The following is a 17,594-nucleotide window of genomic DNA, read 5'->3' as shown; positions in this document are numbered from 1 at the left end:
GAACAGGTCTCCAACGGTTTTAGTTGGAAGCCATTTCCATTTTCACCTTGGCGCAGTAATTGGCCGAGATCGGATTCATGCGCGTTGCGCCATGACCGGCATTGTAGCGTAGGATCGTACCGCAGGTCGTCCCGTTGCCGAGCTTGTGTGCCCCGGCAAGATATTTCATGCCCCATTGGATATTGGTTTCGGGGTTGTAGAGCGCCTGCCGGGTACCCGTGTAACCAAGGCCACGCGCCGTTTCGAGCTTGATCTGCATGAGACCGATTTCACCGGCGCTTCCGGTCATGTCGGCGCGGTAATTGCTTTCCACCCGAACCACCGCATTGGCGAGGGAAGCCGGGACGCCGTAGGACGCGGCGTAGGAATTGATGATCGTCGTATACTTCATCGATCCGGCGGCCGATGGGATGCTGCCCGTTGTCATCGTGTCGACATTGGCGAGATTCCTGTGGCGCACCTTGGTTCTGAGCCGGACCTTGGTTTCGACAACCGGACGCTTGGATGACGCCAGGGTCTTCTTGCTGGCGTGGGTCTTTGCGACGCTCTTTTTACCCTTGCTTGCTGTCTGGGCAGTCTTGGCGGATTTCCCGCCTTCTTTATCCTTTTCCGCTGCGGCCCGCTTGGCCTTGAGGTAGTCCATCAGGTTTGTCGGCTCTGCCGGACTGCTGTATGCTGAATTTGCGCCAAAGAAGGCCGTCGCCCCAACAAGGGCGAGAATCATACCAAATTTTTTTGTCATCGTTTTCCGTCTAAATCGCTTGGGCAATACGAGCGCACTGCCGGACCCCGTTCCGCGCCAAAAATCTAAAAGGGCATTACCGGAACAATGTCCAAGGATGTGACGGTCCAATGCAGCCGAATATGGGTCGGCCAAATAACAAAGTGTAACACATTGAAATATATAGGTTGCAGTGCACAAATAAACGCCGGGAAAGCGTTTTTTTACAGGGAGTTAAGCATGAAACGCGGGAAGTGCGGAAAGTACCCGATGCAGGGTTTCGATGGTTGACATGTCGGCGACTCCGTCGACTTTTTCCGGGCGAAAATGGCGCTGGAACGCTAAAATGCCTAATTCTGTCGACCGTCCGAACACACTGTCGATAGGCACATCATAGCCGTAGAGCGCCAGCATGCTCTGCAATGCCTCGACCGGCTGGCCCTGGTCGCCGAGGGAAAAGAAGCGTCCGCCGCGGATCGGTGACGGCTGTACCCAGTGCCCCACGCCGGCGGTGTAGAGAACCGGCCACGGGAATTTTTCACCCGGATCGATCTTGCGTGCGGGCGCGATATCGGAGTGGGCGAGCACGTTTTCCGGGCGCATCTTGTGGCGCGACACGATCCCCTTGCACAGGTCGATCACCGCATCGATCTGCGCATCGCCGAAATCGGGGAAATTCAGCAGCGGTCCGCCATTGACGATCTCGATGCCGATGGAGCGGGAATTGATATCGGTCTCGCCCTTCCAGGAGCTTTGTCCGGCATGCCAGGCGCGCTGGCTTTCCGGCACGAGCTGAACGACGCGCCCGTCCTCGTGCACGACGTAGTGGGCGGAAACTTCGCTTTGCGGATTGGTCAGCCAGCCCTCGGCCGCCTCCCCGGTTTCCATGCCGGTATAATGCAGGACGAGATAGGACGGATGCTTGCCGTCCTTGCGCGGGCCAAAATTCGGTGAGGGATGCACTTCCGCGCGTAAATGGTCCGGTTTAAACGCGTTCATATGCCTTCAAATCTTTTTCGACTTTTTCCCAGGCCGCATTGATAGCGGCAATGCGCTGATTGGCAATAGCGACGAATTCCTCCGGCACGCCGCGGGCGATCAGCATGTCCGGATGATTTTCCCGCACCAGCGCCCTGTAGCGCTTGCGGGCGTCTTCGAAACTGACATCCCGCGCCAGACCGAGAACCACAAACGGGTCCGCCTGTCCCCGCCCGACATGCCGTGCCAGAATGCTGTCGAACTGCTCTTCATCGAGCGCGAAAATCTCGGCGACCGTGCCCAGGAAGATCAGTTCCTTGTCATGCAGCGAGCCGTCAGCCTTGGCGATGTGGAAAAGGCCGTCGAGAATATCTTCCAGCATCTTGCAGTTCGGCTTGCCGGTGCCGCACAGGGACGCCAGTTGCGCCGCATAGGTCTCGTAACCCGCCACATCCTGCTTGGCGAGATTGTAGAGCCGGGTCACCTGATCCTGGTAGCGGGGCGGAACATGGAATATCTCGTGAAATGCCTTGACCTCGACTTCGGTGACGACACCGTCAGCCTTGGCCATTTTGGCCGAGAGCGCAATCATGGCGATGGAGAACGCGACGCGCCTGCGGGTTTCGGGGTCTCCCTCGAAGGCCGTGCGCACGGCTTCGATGATGCTGGAGAAAGCATCGATGGCAGTGCTGGTAATGAAGTCGCTGATACGGCGCCAGATTGACATGGTATTGTTTTATTCAAATTCTTTCGCAATTGCGATAGCCATCTGGAGCAAGCCGGGCAGACCGGTTGCCGCACCTGTCAAAATAGAATGGCCGGCGCGAAGCCGGCCATTCTCATCGGGGATAGCGGCTCTTACTGAACGCCGAGCGTGTCCTTCATGACTTTTTCTGCGGCATCCGCAGCGGCCTTGATCTGGTCGGCCGTCTGGCCGGCAGCCTTGGCCGCATCTTCGGCAGCCTTGCGGGCGGTGGCGACAGCAGCCTGCTTCTGCTCAGCCGTCATCGTCGCAGCCTGCTCTTTCAGCTTCTTCAGAGTATCCGCCGCATTCATCGGCGCTGCGGGCGTTGCCGGAGCCTGCGTTGTGGACGGCGTTGCCGGAGCGGCAGGCTTGGCCGGTGTTGCAGCAGGCTGTTCGGTCGCTGCCGGAGCCTTCTTTTCCTCTTCCTTCTTGCCGCAAGCGGTCAGTGCAAGAAGCGAAACCATACCAAGTGAAATAAGTAGTTTGCTGTTCATGGGTATACCCTCTCCGTTTCAACCAAATACGTCCCTCACGCAGTTATCTTACCTCAATTGAGGCAAAGTTGGGTCTTGTTTTAAAGTTCGGTTAACTTTTCATCGGAGAGCAGCAAAACGGGCAGTAATCCCGGCGTTTCCGGCGGGTTGTGCCAAGCCTGTTCTTTTGCAAAACTTGCCCAATCCGATCCCACGCCAGCAGAGTGCCCCGCATGTCCCCTTCCCCTTTGATTCGTGTCCTGACGGCGCACGATGCCGCCGCCTTCCAGGCCCTGCGCCTGCATGGCCTCCAGAGCACACCGGAAAGTTTCGGCTCGAGCCACGAGGATGAGGTCGGCCGCACGCCCGCCGAGATTGAGCGCATGCTCGACGGCAGGCCCAATGCGGTGTTCGGTGCCTTTGCCGGGACCGAACTGGTCGGCATGGCCGGTTTCGCGACGACGACCAAGGTCAAACAGAAGCACAAGGGTCTGCTGTGGGGCGTTTTCGTTCATGCGGACTGGCGCGGCCACGATCTTGGCAGGAAGCTGACCCTGGCGGTCATCGGCCATGCCCGGGATCACGTCGACACGCTGCACGCAACGGTCATGGCAGCCAACCTGCCCGCCCGCACGCTCTATCTCGGATTGGGCTTCACGGTTTTCGGCTTTGAAAAGGATGCCCTGCGCATCAACGGCCAATCCTACGATGATGAATTGCTGCGGCTCGATTTGCGCTGATACCGCCGGCAAAAATCGTCACGCCATCTTGAAAATGAAACGAATTGGGTTTATATCGCCAGATAATAATTAGCACACTACTTATTGCCCGGCTATGATATGACCCTGATGACGCCCCGCGATACCTATATTGACGAGCTTTCGAAAGTCAGCCGCAAGATCCGCACATTGTTCGATGCGCGGGTCAAGCAGCGCGGTCTTACCTTTGCGCGCGCCCGGACCATGATGCTGCTCGACCGCATGGAAATCCTCAGCCAGAAGGATCTGGCGGAGGAATTGGAAATCGAAACGCCCACCATGGTGCGGCTGCTCGACGGCCTGGAAAAGCAGGGCTTTATCGAACGGCGCTCCGTGGACGGCGACCGCCGTGCCAAGCAGATCGTCATGACACCGCTGGGTGCGGAACTGGCCAGCGAGGTCAGCCAGCTGGCGCAGGAATTGCGCGCAGAGTTTCTGAATGGCGTGGACGAGACGGCGCTTGTTGCCGGACTTGAGGTCATGCGCGCCATCAACCGCAACATCGGCGACATGGACAAGGATCAGAACGGATGATCCGCGAGGCAGAATTCGTCGGGTATGACCCGCTGAAGCTGCAACCGGAACCGCCGGAGGAAGCGGTGCTGCCCGCTGCAACGCCGCCAGCCATCAGCCCTTACCGCTCCGCCATCTATATCGCCGCCTCGACGCTGCTCTCCCTCACGCAAGGGCTGGGCATGAACCTCATCGCCACCAATGTGGCGCAGATCCAGGGCTATCTCGGCGCAACGAATACCGAAACCACCTGGCTGATCGCTGCCTATATGGCGCCGAATGTCAGCCTTTCCGTCGCATTGATCAAAATCCGCAACCAGTATGGCTTGCGCAACTTTGCCGAACTGAGCATTGCCGGTTTCGTTCTCGTCTCGCTGATGCACCTGTTCGTCACCGACCTGCAATCGGCCATCATCATCCGCTTTTTCAGCGGCGTTGCCGCATCGCCCATGTCGAGCCTCGCTTTCCTCTACATGCTGGAGGCCTTTCCACCGGCGCGCAAACTCACCGTCGCCGTGTGCCTCGTCCTCACCAACATCTCGCTCGCCTCGCCGCTCGCCCGCCTGCTGTCGCCCACCCTTTTGGAATTCGGCCAATGGCAGGGTCTCTACATGTTCGAGATATCGCTTGCCTTCATCGCCTTCGCCACAATCTACCTGCTGCCACTCACACCCGTGCCGCGCGCCAAGGTCATCGAAAAGCTCGACATTGTGAGCTATCTGCTGATTGCCATCGGCTTTGGCTGTACCGCCGTCGTGCTCGTGACCGGGCGTCTCTACTGGTGGGCGGAAGCGCCATGGCTCGGCATTCTTCTCGCCATTGCCGTCATCACGGTCACCACGGCGGTCGTCATCGAACTCAACCGGGAAAAGCCCCTGCTCGACATCCGCTGGATCGCCAGCCGGGAAATGCTGCATCTGGCGGGGACGATCCTGCTGTTCCGGCTGATCGTTTCCGAGCAATCCACCGTTGCCACCAATTTCTTCCAGAACCTGGGATTGCTGAACGAGCAGATCGCCGCGCTCTATGGGGTAATGATGGTGTCGATGATCGTGGCAGGCCTGTGCTGCGCCGCGGTGATGAAGCCGGAACGCGGCCCTGCCATCCATGCGGTGGCTCTGGTCTTCCTGATCGTCGGTTCCTACATGGACAGCCAGGCGACAAACCTGACGCGCCCCGACAACATGTATCTGAGTCAGGCGCTGATCGCGGCGGCCGCGGCCATCTTCCTGCCGCCCGCCATGTCGGCCGGCCTCACCTCCGCCCTGAAACGGGGCCCGAGCTATATCCTCAATTTCATCATCGTGTTCCTGGCGACGCAAAGCCTCGGCGGGCTGCTCGGAACCGCCGTCTTCGGCAGCTTCGTCACGATCCGCGAGAAATTCCACTCCAACGTGCTGGCGGAACATATCGTCCTGTCCGACCCGCTCGTCGCCCAGCGTGTCACGCAATTGGCGAACGGCTATGGCCGGGTCATCACCGACAAGGCACTGCTCAATGCCGAAGGGATCGCGCTCCTGTCGCTGCAGACGACGCGTGAAGCCAATATCCTTGCCTATAACGACGCATTCTTCCTCATTGCGGCGATCTCGTTCTTTGCCCTCGTCGCCCTTCTCACCCATGTCGGCTTTCGCTATGCCGCCGGAAAATTCATGGCTCCGCGCGTGACCGGCGAAATCGCCCAACCAAGTTCATAAGATCATGTCCCGATTGCTCCGCAACACCGCCACCCTCACCGCCATTCTTCTCGGCCTGCTCGGCCTTGTGCTGGTTCTCTATGCATGGCGGCTGCCGCCCTTCAACAGCAATGTCGAGATCACCGAGAATGCCTATGTCAAAGGCTACGTGACACTCATCAGCCCGCAGCTCAGCGGATATATCGTCGACGTACCGGTGCAGGACTATCAGCAGGTCAAGGAAGGGCAGCTGCTGGTGCGGATCGATGACCGCATCTATGCGCAGAAGCTCGAACAGGCCAAGGCGACACTGGCAAGCCAGCAGGCAGCCCTCAGCAACTCGACCCAGCTGGAACGGGCGGCGGAAGCGCGTATCGGTTCCAGCCAGGCACAGCTCGACAGTGCCAATTCGGGCCTGCGGCGCACGCAGGCCAACTGGGCCCGCATCGAACCGCTCGCCATCAAGGGCGTCATGACGAAGAGCGATTCCGATCAGGCCGAAACCGCACTGGAACAGGCGCAGTCGGCGGTCACCCAGGCGCAGGCCGCGCTGGAAGTTTCCAAGCAGGACCTGGAGACCATCAAGGTGAGCCGCGGCTCGCTCGAAGCCGCCGTCGGCGGGGCCGTGGCAGCCGTCAATCTCGCCGAGATCGACATGACCAACACAAAAGTCCTCGCGCCGCGCGACGGTACGGTTGGCGAAGTGGGTGCGAAACTCGGGCAGTACGTGACCGCAGGAACGCAGTTGATGGCCGTGGTGCCGCCCGATGTCTGGATCATCGCCAACTTCAAGGAAACCCAGCTCAGCGATATCAGGATCGGCCAGCCCGTGACGTTCACGGTGGACGCACTGAACCGCAAGCGCCTGAACGGCCATGTCGAGCGCTTCGCGCCGGCCACCGGCTCGGAATTCAGCGTGCTCAAGCCCGACAATGCGACCGGCAATTTCACCAAGGTTGCCCAGCGCATTTCCGTGCGCATCTCCGTCGATCCCGGCCAGGACCTGGCGCAGTATCTGGCGCCCGGCATGTCGGTCGTGGTGCGAACCGAGCTGGAAAAATAGATTTGCGCCGTGTTTTTTTTGCGATGCCACGGGGGTTTAGCCACATAAGCTGAATCAATCCGGCGGGGATGTGATTCAAAACCGTCACGGCTTTGTTACATCGAAATGTTAGGCGGAGAGGAATTTCCAACAAAGGGGATTCGATCCGATGCCGTTTGCCAAACAGCCCGACAGCGCCACGGCGCCGCGGCATGAAAAAGTTCAGAACGCCGTACGCCAGAACAGGCTCCTGTCAAAAGCCGGACTTTCCGAACGGCTGTTTGCCCATGTCTTCAAGGGCCTCGTCTATCCCCAGATATGGGAAGACCCGGAGGTCGACATGGAGGCGTTGCAGATCCATTCCGGCCATCGGATCGTTACCATTGCGTCGGGCGGCTGCAATGCCATGTCGTACCTGACCGCCGATCCCGCCAGCGTCGAGGCGGTCGATCTGAACACGGCCCACGTGGCGTTCAATCGCCTGAAGCTCGCCGCCGTCACCCGCCTGCCCAACTACGATGCCTTCTACCGCTTCTACGGAACGGCAGACGACAAGGCGAACCTTGCCGCCTATGAACGCTTCATCCAGCCGCATCTCGACGGCACCAGCCGCGCCTATTGGGAAAAGCGGATGCTGTCCGGCCGCCGGCGCATCACCATCTTTTCGCGCGACCTCTACCGGCATGGCCTGCTCGGGTTGTTCATCGGCATGGGTCACCGCGTTGCAAAACTCTATGGTATCGACCCGCGCGACATCCTCAAGGCCGCGACGATCGAAGAGCAGCGCGCCTATTTCGACCGCGCCCTCGCCCCGCTTTTCGACAAGCGGATGGTGCGCTGGGCAACGAAGCGCAAATCCTCGCTGTTCGGCCTTGGCATCCCGCCGCAGCAATATGATGCGCTGGCAACGGCTGGCGACGGCAACATGGCGCTGGTGCTGCGCCGCCGTCTGGAAAAACTCGCCTGCGGCTTCCCGCTGTCCGAAAACTATTTCGCCTGGCAGGCCTTCGGGCGCGGTTACAGCGACAACGCCGAAACCGGCCCGCTGCCGCCCTATCTCTCGCGCAACAATTTCGAGAACGTGCGCGACCGCGCCGAGCGCATGAGCGTCGTCAACGCATCGTTGACGGAGTTCCTCGCGGCCAAGCCCGCAGCTTCCGTCGACCGCTTCATCCTGCTCGACGCGCAGGACTGGATGAATGACAAGCAGTTGAATGAACTCTGGCATGAAATCACACGCACGGCGGCTGCCGGCGCGCGCGTCATTTTCCGCACCGCGGCCGAGCCCACCATCCTGCCGGGCCGTATCGATGACGCCCTGCTTGCGCGCTGGGATTACCGGGAGGAACAATCTCTCGACCTGCATGCCCGCGACCGGTCGTCCATCTATGGCGGCTTCCATCTCTATCTGCTCAAGGATTGATACCGATGTTTGCCAAGATCGAACATGGACCGTTGATGGATCGCGTCTACCGGCACCAGCGCCACTTCTACGACGCCACGCGCAAATATTATCTGCTCGGACGCGATCCGATGATCGCAGGCCTGATGCCGCCGGCCAATGGCAGCATCCTGGAGATCGGCTGCGGCACCGGGCGCAATCTGGTCATGGCCGGAGCCGCCTATCCCACGACAAAGCTCTATGGCATCGACATTTCCAACGAAATGCTGACGACAGCCCGCAAGAAGGTGATGGCTGCCGGCCTGGGCGAGCGCACCGAACTTGCCTATGCCGATGCGGCGAAATTCGATCCGTCCGCCCTGTTCGGCCGCGCCCAGTTTGACCGGATTTTCATCTCCTATGCGGTGTCGATGATCCCGCAGTGGGAAAGCGTCATGCGCGAAGCGGTCAACCATCTGGCTCCCGGCGGCCAGTTGCACATTGTTGATTTCGGCGATCTCACGGACTTGCCCGGGGCCGCGAAAGCCGCCCTCTACAAATGGCTCGAATGGTATCACGTCACGCCGCGCAACAACCTGTTCGAGGTTGCGCAGGACATCGCAGCCGCAACGGGCGCGCACGCCGAAGCGCTGCGGCTCTATCGCGGCTTTGCCTGGATTTCGATCATCAGCCGCCCGAATTAGGGCGGTCCCCCTATTTGCAGAGATCGCCCTTGGCGACAACTGAGCTTGGCGCGGCGAGGCAGTAGAGCTTGGTGATATTGGAGGACGTGCGCTCGCCGAGCGGATTAGGGTCCAGTTCATCGCCGCTTTGCGATTGCAATAGCTCGCAATCGCTGCGCAGCAGGCACATTACCGGGATACGTGCCATCGCCGTCGCTGTCTTGAACATGCCGCGCCTGCCGTCCATGGCACCTGTGTTGTGCACGCGGTACCACTGGTGCGTGCGGGAAATGCGGTAGAATGAACGCGGGTTCGACAGGATGGCGAGCCGCGACAACAGGTCGTTATCGGCGAAAAGATCGACGACCTGCCCATCATAGGGCTCGGTCAGCCGGAAATTATTCGATACGAACGTCGAATTGAAGACAATCGCTGCCGTGCACGGAAACGCCGCAGCCATGTGCCGGGCAAGTCCTCCGCCCAGTTCATGCCCAACGGCGATATAATCGATGGGCAAGCCGTCCGAATTCTTCTGCGCCTCGGCCCTGACCTTGGCAAACTCCTGGCGTGCTGTGCGGTACTGATCCCATGGATTGATGATCTGGGTGAAATAGCTCAGCTCGCTGATGAACCCCGGAATGCTCGCCAGACCGTCGGCACCGCGGAACACGATCATGTAGGACATGCGGTCCGAACTGCGGCGGCGATAGACTTCCGCGTAAAATCCGCCTGCCCTGGCGATGGGGTCGCCAAACGGCTCCCAGCCGAAATATTCGGTCTTCAGGTCAAAATGATGCCGTGCAATCGGCTTGTAAACGTTCGACGCATAGGCGGCGTAGACACCGAAGTAATCCGAAATCAGCTCGTTGTTGTAGCCGGGATAACCGCGATAGTTCTTCCAGAAGCTCGGCACGGTGGGACGAACGCAGTTTTCCGCATGGCTGTTGCCGATCCCCAGCTCCGGCCGGTCGATCGTCACCCATGCAGCCACCGTCGCATTGGCAAGGCCAATGACGCAGATAACAAGTACAGCCCAGCCAATTTTCCTGATCATACGCTTCCCCGGATCGGTCAAATGGCCGTGCTGCCAGAACGTTTGCCGCCTGTTATATCAAACACGAAGATGTGACCCATCATACCCCGCAACTCTCATACAGATATCACATTGAAAAATCATGACAAAGGAAAGGCATACTACCATCAACGATAATCTCCGCCGGTCATGATCTGTTAAGCATAATGCCGCATGAGTGGAAAAATAAGGAATGCCCCTTCACGATTCGAGTACGGACCGCCATTGATGAAGCGACTTGCTGCTGGATTATTGACCCTTCTTCTCGCCGGTTGCACGACGGTCGACTACGATTTTTCCGATGCAAAGAAGCGGGCCTCGCCTGCCCCGCTGCAACAGATCGCAGCGCCCGCGGGCAAGATCAATGCGCCGCGTTTCAACGACAGCAATCCGCACGACTGGAAAGGCAGAACGCCCTGGCACTACCCGGTGCACGGAACGGATGTCTCCAAATACCAATCGACCATCGATTGGGCGGCCGTGCGCGGCAATCGCATCTCGTTTGTCTTCATCAAGGCCACGGAAGGGGCGGACCGGGTCGATGACCGCCTCGCCGACAACTGGCAGGCCGCACGCGCCGCAGGCATTCCGCGCGGCGCCTACCACTTCTATTATTTCTGCCGTACCGCCAAGGAACAGGCGCAGTGGTTCATCCGCAACGTGCCGAACGATCCCGGAGCCTTGCCGCCAGTACTCGACATGGAATGGAACGCCGCATCGCCGACGTGCAAGCTGCGCCCCAATGCGGCGGTGGTGCGCAGCGAAATGCGCGTCTTCATCGACATTCTCGAACGCCATTACGGCAAGCGGCCGATCATCTACACCACCGTCGACTTCTTCGACGACAACGACCTGCGGCAACTGGCCGGCTATCCCTTCTGGTTGCGCTCGGTTGCAGGTCATCCCGATGAAAAATACGGGCCGCATCCCTGGACGTTCTGGCAGTATACCGGAACCGGCTCCATCCCCGGCATTCGCGGCGATGCGGATATCAATGTGTTTGCCGGTGACGAAACCGCCTGGAAGCAGTGGCTTGTGCGCAACAAGGTGCGATAAAGTCACACCGGACCTCTTCTCGCAATTCTGTGACTTCACGAGGGGGACATAATCGTGCATTAGCAGGACAAGCTCGCGCGCCTGCTGGCGCCCCCTGTTACCAACGAGATTTCCCTGATGAACAAACTATCGATTGCTCTTGCCGCCGCACTCCTTTCTGCGACAAGTTCTGCTTATGCACTGGACCAGATCAACCACCAGCAACCGGCAGCTGTAAAGCCTGCCTGCGGCGGCGAGATGGAACCCTGGTTCAACGGCCTTATCGCCGAAGCAAAAGCGGCAGGCGTGACCGACAAGGGCCTCGGCGAACTTCTCAAGGCATCGCTTGATGACAAGGTTCTGCAGCGCGACCGCGCCCAGGGCGTATTCAGCCAGACCTTCCTGACATTCTCGACCCGCATGGTGTCGGATTACCGCCTCAAGCAGGGCGCAGCCAACCTGAAGAAATATGCCGATACCTTTGCCAGGGCAGAATCCGAATATGGCGTGCCGGGCCCGGTGATTGCCGCCTTCTGGGGGCTGGAAACCGATTTCGGCGCGGTGCAGGGCGATTTTGACACGCTGAACGCGCTGCTCACCCTCTCCTTCGATTGCCGGCGTCCGGAGTTGTTCCGGCCGCAGCTGATCGCCCTGCTCAAGCTGTTCGACAAGGGCGTGGTCGATTCCAAGACCACCGGCGCATGGGCGGGCGAGATCGGCCAGATGCAGATGCTGCCGACAGACTATCTGGAGCGTGGCGTCGATGGCGACGGGGACGGCAAGGTCGACCTCAAGAACAGCGCGCCGGACGCCATCATGACGGCGGCCCGCGTCCTGCACGATCTCGGTTGGCGCAAGGGCGAGCCCTGGCTGGAGGAAGTCAAGCTGACCCGGGATCTGCCCTGGGAAAACGCATTGCGGACAAACCGCCTCCCCCATTCCAAATGGGCCGAATGGGGTGTGATGGGCATGAAGGGACCGCTCGGTCCCGACAATGGCGATGCATCCCTCCTGCTGCCGATGGGCCGCAAGGGACCGGCATTCCTGTCCTATGCCAATTTCGACGTTTTCGTCGAATGGAACAAGTCCATCATCTACGCGACAACCGCCGCCTATTTCGCAGCGCGCCTTGCCGGTGCCGGTCCGCTTGAGCCGACCACGCCGGAGACGGGCCTCACGCAGGAACAGATGAGGGAACTGCAGACCAAGCTCGCCGCCCGCGGCCACGATATGGGCCCGAAGATTGACGGCGTGTTCGGCATCCTGACCCGCGATGCCGTGCGCGACGAACAGATGCGCCTCGGCCTGCCTGCTGACGCCTGGCCCACCCCGGAATTGCTCAGCAAGCTCTGAGAGAGCTAGGGTCAGGACCTATTAATCTGGTCGAAATGGTACGCGGCCATTTGTTTGGATACAAGGAGCAAAGGCGATGGGAATGTTTATCCATTCTCAAGTCCTTTGCGACGATGTAGCCGGGCAAATGGACCGTATCCTACGGACGCCGAAACGGCTGCAAGCTGCAGCGTCGAGCTGCTCGGTCGGGGGGAAGACCCCGCCCTTCGCATCTCTCCTCGCATCTTCTTGCCGTTTCAGGCGCCATTTCGATCATATTAATGGGTCCTGACCCTAGTCCCCCCGGTGTTCGGTGGGAGCCATTGTTTCCAGCGAAGCAAAACCCTCCGGCCGCTCGCCCTCGTCGAACGGTGTTTCCACCTCGACGAATGTATCGGGGTAGAAACCGTTGAAACGGGTGCGCAGCGACAGGGAATAGGCGCCGATATTGCCGATTTCGATCCAGTCGCCGGTTGCGACCGTCTCCGGCAGCCAGAACGGCCGTGACAGGATGTCGACGGAATCGCAGGTTGCGCCGCAGACGCGGAACGGCACGATATCCCGGACATTGCCGCTGCGGTGCTTGTGCGCGGGGTCGGGTATGAACCGCGCCGGCAGGGTGATCTTGCCGGTCCACGAATCCGACAGTGACGCCCAGATACCGTCATTGATGTAAAGCCGCCTGCCCTTGCGCAGGAGCACGCGCACGATCAGCGAGAAGGCGCGCGCCACGATCACCCGGCCCGGTTCCGCCACCAGCGGCAGATCGTCAAACCCCCATTCCTTGATGTCGCCGCGCAGGCGCGACATCAATTGCCCGAGCGACGGCATCTCCACATGCTTGCGCTTGGGATCATGGCCGTATTCGGCCGGGAAACCGCCGCCGACATCGAGCCCGGCCAGCGGCACGCCCGCACGGTTGCGCACCCAGTCGGCTGACCGCAGGGCGCGTTCATAGGTATCGGGATCTTCGATCTGGCTGCCGACATGGAAGCAGATGCCGACCTTGTAGCCGATCTTGTGCAGCCGCTGCAGAAGCTCGACCGCGTGGGCCGGCGTTGCACCGAATTTCTTGGACAGCTCGTAGGCCGCATGGCCCTTGGTCTGCAGCCGCACGTAAAGGGTGATGCTGCCCGGATCGATATCGAGCGCACGCACGATGCGGGTTATCTTGGCGATCTCGTCCTCGTGGTCGACGGCAAGGATGCGGATGCCGTAGGTTTCAAGCGCAAGGCGGATATCCGACTGGGCCTTGATGGGATGCATGTAGAGCATGTGCGCATTCGGGGCGACCTTGCGTACCGCAGCGAACTCGCCCGGCGATGCCACATCGAATGTGTTGATGCCGTTGCGCGCCAGCGTTTCCAGGACCAGATTTTCGCCATTGGTCTTGACCGCATAGGCAGTCTCGCCGGGAAACATCTGCATGAACTGGTGCGCGTCTTCGACCAGCACATTCGGCCGAAAGCAATAGACGGGTTGATCGGGCCGCAGGGTAAGTGCTGCATCGCGGGCCGTAGCGAATCGTTGCATCTTGATCTTCTGCTCCATGCATAACTCTTAGCAAGAGCAGATGACGGACGAAAGTCGCTTTCTCCATGCAAGAAACGGGTGGCAATTTACCGGCGCGCGCCTAGAAATATCCGGTGCAGATCCGAATCGGGGGATTATCCGTGGCCGTAAACCAGACAACATCAGCCAATCCGCTTGCCATGACCGGTTTTGTCTGGCTGCAACTGCTGCTGCTGGGGGCAATATGGGGCGGTTCGTTCTTCTTCGCCAAAATCGCGGTGCACGTCATCCCGCCGCTGACGCTCGTCCTGTTTCGCGTCGCCATCGCCGCCGTTGCCCTGCACATCTATCTCCTGAGCCGCGGCATCCGGTTCTGGGACTATCGCCAGCACGCCCTCGGCTTTGCCGGACTGGGGCTCCTGAACAACGTCATTCCCTTCTCACTGCTGTTCATCGGGCAGACGGCGCTCGGTGCCGGGCTGGAATCCATCCTCAATGCCACGACACCGATCTGGACGGTGATCATCGCCACATTCCTCACCGTCGATGAAAAGATCAGCGCCAACAAGATCGCCGGCATCCTTCTCGGCGTCTTCGGCACGGTGGTGATGATCGGGCCCGGCGTGCTCTCCGGGTTGGGCGGACCGCTGTGGGCGGAAATCGCCGTGCTCACCGCCACCCTCTCCTATGCCTTCGCCAGCATTCTCGCCAAGCGGTTCAAGGGCATTCCGCCAACGGTGACGGCAACCGGCCAGATGACGGCCTCGACGCTGATCATGATCCCCGTCGTGCTTCTCTCCAGCGGCATGCCGGATTTTGCCGCACCCGATCAGGGCGTCTGGGCGGCCGTGTTCAGCCTCGGCCTGCTCTCCACCGCCTTCGCCTACATCCTGTTCTTTTCCATCGTCCGCGCCGGCGGCGCCACCAATGCCTCGCTGGTCACGCTGGTGGTTCCCGTCAGCGCGATCCTGCTTGGAACAGTTTTTCTCGGGGAGGAACTGGGTTTGAAGGATTTTGCCGGCATGGCGCTCATCGCCCTTGGCCTTTTGACCATTGACGGCAGGCTGCTCGCAGCGTTGCAAAAACCACGAAAAAGATAGAGTTTTCAACAAATCCTAACGGGTACGGCTTGGCATTTCCCGGTCTGGATTGCGGCGCAATTGTGTCATAAATCGGTGAGAAAACACGCGCGTCGCGTTTTGGTGCAATGCAAAAATAAACCAAATACCCGGTCATTTTATCGTGAATTGACGTTTTTTCATTCCGGTAAATGCGTTTCATTTCAGAAACTTACCATTGCAGAGCAAAAAATTTCTACAGATCATGTCACACCGCGGTAACATTTCCGCTTTTTCTGTGGCAATTTTCCGCTATGCTAAGACGGTTAACTGCAGGAGACAAACAATGGGACTTACGCGTTCGATGAACGTCCTCATGATCTGTGCAGCGTTCGCATTTATCGGTGCAATGGTCGTAGGACTCATACCCTGATTGAAAAAAAGAGCGCCGTGGAGATGGTCTCTGACCGTTAAAAGGTGAAATAAAATGAGATGGCCCGGTTATAGCAACCGGGCCATTTCCAATTCAGCGGCGAGTCGTATCAGGCAGCGCCAGCCAATGCCGGTTCCAGCGGCGTACTGGCAGGGCGGATGCCGATCAGATGGCAGATTGCAAAGGCCAGGTCCGCCCGGTTCATCGTGTAGAAATGGAAATCCTGAATGCCACGCTCGACCAGATCGAGAACCTGCTCGGCAGCCACAGCCGATGAAACCAGCGCATGGGTCTGCGGATCGTTTTCCAGCCCCTCGAACCGCTCGGCCAACCATGCCGGAATATGGGTCCCGGCCTTCGAGCAGAAATTGGTAACCTGCGTGAAATTATGGATCGGCAGGATGCCTGGCAGGATCGGAATATAGATACCGGCGCGGCGGACCTTTTCGACATAACGCTCGTAGAGATCGTTCTCGAAGAAGAACTGCGTGATCGCCCGCGTCGCGCCATTGTCGACCTTGCGCTTGAGCATGTCGATATCCGTGGCAAAGTCGGGGCTTTCCGGATGCTTTTCCGGATAGGCGGAAACGGAAATGTCGAAATCGGCAAAGGCCTTGAGCCCGGCGACGAGATCGGCGCCGTTTTCATAACCGCCGGGTGTCGGCTTGTAATGGGCACCGACGCCGCCAGCCGGATCGCCGCGCAGGGCAACGAAGCGCTTCACACCCATGGCCGCAAATTCGCGCACCACGGTATCGACCTCTTCCTTCGTCGCATCGACGCAGGTCAGGTGCGCGGCGGCGTTCACGTCCGTTTCGGTCAGGATGCGCTTGATCGTGCGGGCTGTGCGCTCGCGGGTGGAACCGCCGGCACCGTAGGTTACCGACACGAATTCGGGATTGAGCGGCGCAAGGCGCGTCACGGTTTCCCACAGGCGCTCTTCCATCACCTCGGTCTTCGGCGGGAAGAATTCAAAGGAAACCTTGATATTGGTTCCAAGGTCGGCACGGCGGGATTGGCGGAAAAAGCTCATCAGACACTCTCCGTTACGCGGGAGGTTAAAGCGGGATCAGCGATCAGCAGGCGTGGGTCGCGTGCCAACCACAGTTTGACGGTCAGTTTGTCTTTGTCTTTTGGTTCGAGTTCGATGCTGTTTTCCAGCGCCAGCCCGGCCTCGGTCAGCCAGTCACGCATCTGGTTGTCGTTGAAGCCAAGCCGTATATGCGCATGGCTGTCCCGCAGGAATTCAAGATCGTGCGGGGCGAAATCGACGATCAGCATGCGCCCGCCCGCACGCAAGGCGCGTGCGGCCTCGCGGATGGCCTCGGCAGGATTGTCGAGGAAGTGCAGCACCTGATGAACGGTCACCAGATCGAAGGACTCCCGGTCAACCGGCAGCGAATAGACATCGCCCTGGCGGACCTGCGCATTGGTGATGCCCGACCGGTCGAGATTGGAGCGGGCAATGGTCAGCATGTCGCGATTGATATCGATGCCGACACCGCGCACGTAAAGCGGGGCAAACAGTTCGAGAAGACGGCCGGTGCCGGTGCCCACGTCAAGCATCGCCTGGAACGGCGTGCGCCCGATAATCTTCGTTAGCGCGGCTTCCACCGCGCCATCCGGCACATGCAGCGAACGGATAGCGTCCCAGCTGGTGGCATTGGCACTGAAATAGGCGGCGGCCCGCTCGCGGCGCTGCAGCTTCACCGAGCCGAGCCGCTCGATATCCCGCTCCAGCAATGGATCGGACACATCAAGACGATCGAGCAGGATCCGGGCGATATCGCCAACCACAAGGGATTCAGCGAGGCGGAAATAGGCCCAGGAGCCCTCCTGATAACGGTTGATCAGATTGGCTTCGAACAGCAGCTTGAGATGGCGGGAGACGCGCGGCTGTGACTGCCCGAGGATGGAGGTCAGATCGGAAACCGTCAGATCCCCCCGGGACAACAGCGCCAGAATGCGCAGGCGGCTGGGTTCCGCCGCTGCCTTCAGCGTATCGACCATCAGGTCAAGATTGAGATCACGTTTGTCCATCAAGGCATCCTCAAAAGATATAAAGATATGTTTATGTGAGAAATGCAGATTTGGCAAGTTTTGTTTTTCCGTTGACGGCAAATTTCGTCGCGTCTGAAATAGGCTGGTATATCGATCAGCGAATCGGCGGGAAGAGAGTGCA

17 protein-coding genes are annotated in these 17,594 nt (G+C 59.5%); 9 read left to right on the top strand and 8 right to left on the bottom strand.

The genetic code is table 11. The features are described 5' to 3' along the window. Positions 1–19 precede the first annotated feature (19 nt). The 4 genes from J1W56_RS07665 to J1W56_RS07650 all read right to left on the bottom strand — a co-directional run bounded on the left by J1W56_RS07665 (position 20) and on the right by J1W56_RS07650 (position 2,938). Positions 20–742 (bottom strand): lytic transglycosylase domain-containing protein, encoded by a 723-nt coding sequence (locus J1W56_RS07665; protein ID WP_223612724.1) that lies wholly within the window; start codon positions 740–742, stop codon positions 20–22. 213 nt (positions 743–955) lie between these two features. After that, positions 956–1,720, bottom strand: a complete 765-nt coding sequence (locus tag J1W56_RS07660) for an N-acetylmuramoyl-L-alanine amidase (RefSeq protein WP_223612723.1) — start codon at positions 1,718–1,720, stop codon at positions 956–958. After that, the gene (locus J1W56_RS07655) at positions 1,707–2,426 is read right to left on the bottom strand and encodes a J domain-containing protein (protein WP_223612722.1); all 720 of its coding nucleotides are present in this window, start codon (positions 2,424–2,426) and stop codon (positions 1,707–1,709) included. Before J1W56_RS07655 ends, J1W56_RS07660 begins: the two co-directional genes overlap by 14 nt. Before the next feature lie 131 nt (positions 2,427–2,557). Beyond that, positions 2,558–2,938, bottom strand: a complete 381-nt coding sequence (locus tag J1W56_RS07650) for a hypothetical protein (protein ID WP_223612721.1) — start codon at positions 2,936–2,938, stop codon at positions 2,558–2,560. Between the two features lie 212 nt (positions 2,939–3,150). On the opposite strand from J1W56_RS07650, the gene J1W56_RS07645 reads away from it, so the two are divergent. From J1W56_RS07645 to J1W56_RS07620, 6 genes are all read left to right on the top strand, one after another. Then, positions 3,151–3,657, top strand: coding sequence for a GNAT family N-acetyltransferase (locus J1W56_RS07645; RefSeq protein ID WP_223612720.1), 507 nt, complete (start codon positions 3,151–3,153; stop codon positions 3,655–3,657). A gap of 108 nt (positions 3,658–3,765) precedes the next feature. Further along, entirely contained in the window at positions 3,766–4,209 is a 444-nt protein-coding gene (locus J1W56_RS07640; RefSeq protein WP_223612719.1) for a MarR family winged helix-turn-helix transcriptional regulator, read from the top strand. A gap of 65 nt (positions 4,210–4,274) precedes the next feature. Continuing rightward, a complete protein-coding gene (locus J1W56_RS07635; protein WP_404928121.1) occupies positions 4,275–5,885 on the top strand; it encodes an MFS transporter in 1,611 nt (536 codons plus the stop codon). A gap of 4 nt (positions 5,886–5,889) precedes the next feature. Further along, a complete protein-coding gene (locus J1W56_RS07630; protein ID WP_223612717.1) occupies positions 5,890–6,927 on the top strand; it encodes an HlyD family secretion protein in 1,038 nt (345 codons plus the stop codon). 148 nt (positions 6,928–7,075) lie between these two features. Continuing rightward, positions 7,076–8,329, top strand: a complete 1,254-nt coding sequence (locus J1W56_RS07625; protein WP_223612716.1) for a DUF3419 family protein — start codon at positions 7,076–7,078, stop codon at positions 8,327–8,329. A gap of 5 nt (positions 8,330–8,334) precedes the next feature. Continuing rightward, a complete protein-coding gene (locus J1W56_RS07620; RefSeq protein ID WP_223612715.1) occupies positions 8,335–8,991 on the top strand; it encodes a class I SAM-dependent methyltransferase in 657 nt (218 codons plus the stop codon). A 10-nt stretch (positions 8,992–9,001) separates the two neighbouring features. On the opposite strand, the gene J1W56_RS07615 is transcribed toward J1W56_RS07620, so the two are convergent. Continuing rightward, positions 9,002–10,024: a hypothetical protein gene (locus tag J1W56_RS07615; RefSeq protein WP_223612714.1), complete on the bottom strand. Its 1,023-nt coding sequence runs from the start codon at positions 10,022–10,024 to the stop codon at positions 9,002–9,004. Positions 10,025–10,270: 246 nt separating this feature from the next. On the opposite strand from J1W56_RS07615, the gene J1W56_RS07610 reads away from it, so the two are divergent. Next, positions 10,271–11,098: a glycoside hydrolase family 25 protein gene (locus J1W56_RS07610; protein ID WP_223612713.1), complete on the top strand. Its 828-nt coding sequence runs from the start codon at positions 10,271–10,273 to the stop codon at positions 11,096–11,098. A 237-nt stretch (positions 11,099–11,335) separates the two neighbouring features. After that, the gene (locus tag J1W56_RS07605; RefSeq protein ID WP_374042747.1) at positions 11,336–12,430 is read left to right on the top strand and encodes a lytic murein transglycosylase; all 1,095 of its coding nucleotides are present in this window, start codon (positions 11,336–11,338) and stop codon (positions 12,428–12,430) included. Positions 12,431–12,703: 273 nt separating this feature from the next. Here the strand turns inward: J1W56_RS07605 and J1W56_RS07600 are convergent, their stop codons facing one another. Then, positions 12,704–13,942 carry an alanine racemase gene (locus J1W56_RS07600; protein ID WP_223612711.1) on the bottom strand — a complete coding sequence of 413 codons (1,239 nt, stop codon included), beginning with the start codon at positions 13,940–13,942 and terminating at the stop codon, positions 12,704–12,706. A gap of 179 nt (positions 13,943–14,121) precedes the next feature. On the opposite strand from J1W56_RS07600, the gene J1W56_RS07595 reads away from it, so the two are divergent. Next, positions 14,122–15,021: a DMT family transporter gene (locus J1W56_RS07595; RefSeq protein WP_223613460.1), complete on the top strand. Its 900-nt coding sequence runs from the start codon at positions 14,122–14,124 to the stop codon at positions 15,019–15,021. A 500-nt stretch (positions 15,022–15,521) separates the two neighbouring features. On the opposite strand, the gene metF is transcribed toward J1W56_RS07595, so the two are convergent. Continuing rightward, a complete protein-coding gene (metF, locus tag J1W56_RS07590; RefSeq protein ID WP_223612710.1) occupies positions 15,522–16,445 on the bottom strand; it encodes a methylenetetrahydrofolate reductase [NAD(P)H] in 924 nt (307 codons plus the stop codon). Continuing rightward, positions 16,445–17,452 carry an ArsR/SmtB family transcription factor gene (locus tag J1W56_RS07585; protein WP_223612709.1) on the bottom strand — a complete coding sequence of 336 codons (1,008 nt, stop codon included), beginning with the start codon at positions 17,450–17,452 and terminating at the stop codon, positions 16,445–16,447. Before J1W56_RS07585 ends, metF begins: the two co-directional genes overlap by 1 nt. Positions 17,453–17,594 lie beyond the last annotated feature (142 nt).

Origin of the sequence: Phyllobacterium calauticae (assembly GCF_019991125.1) — a bacterium.
Classification (GTDB): Bacteria; Pseudomonadota; Alphaproteobacteria; order Rhizobiales; family Rhizobiaceae; genus Phyllobacterium; species Phyllobacterium calauticae.
This window is presented reverse-complemented; position numbering and strand designations above follow the sequence as displayed.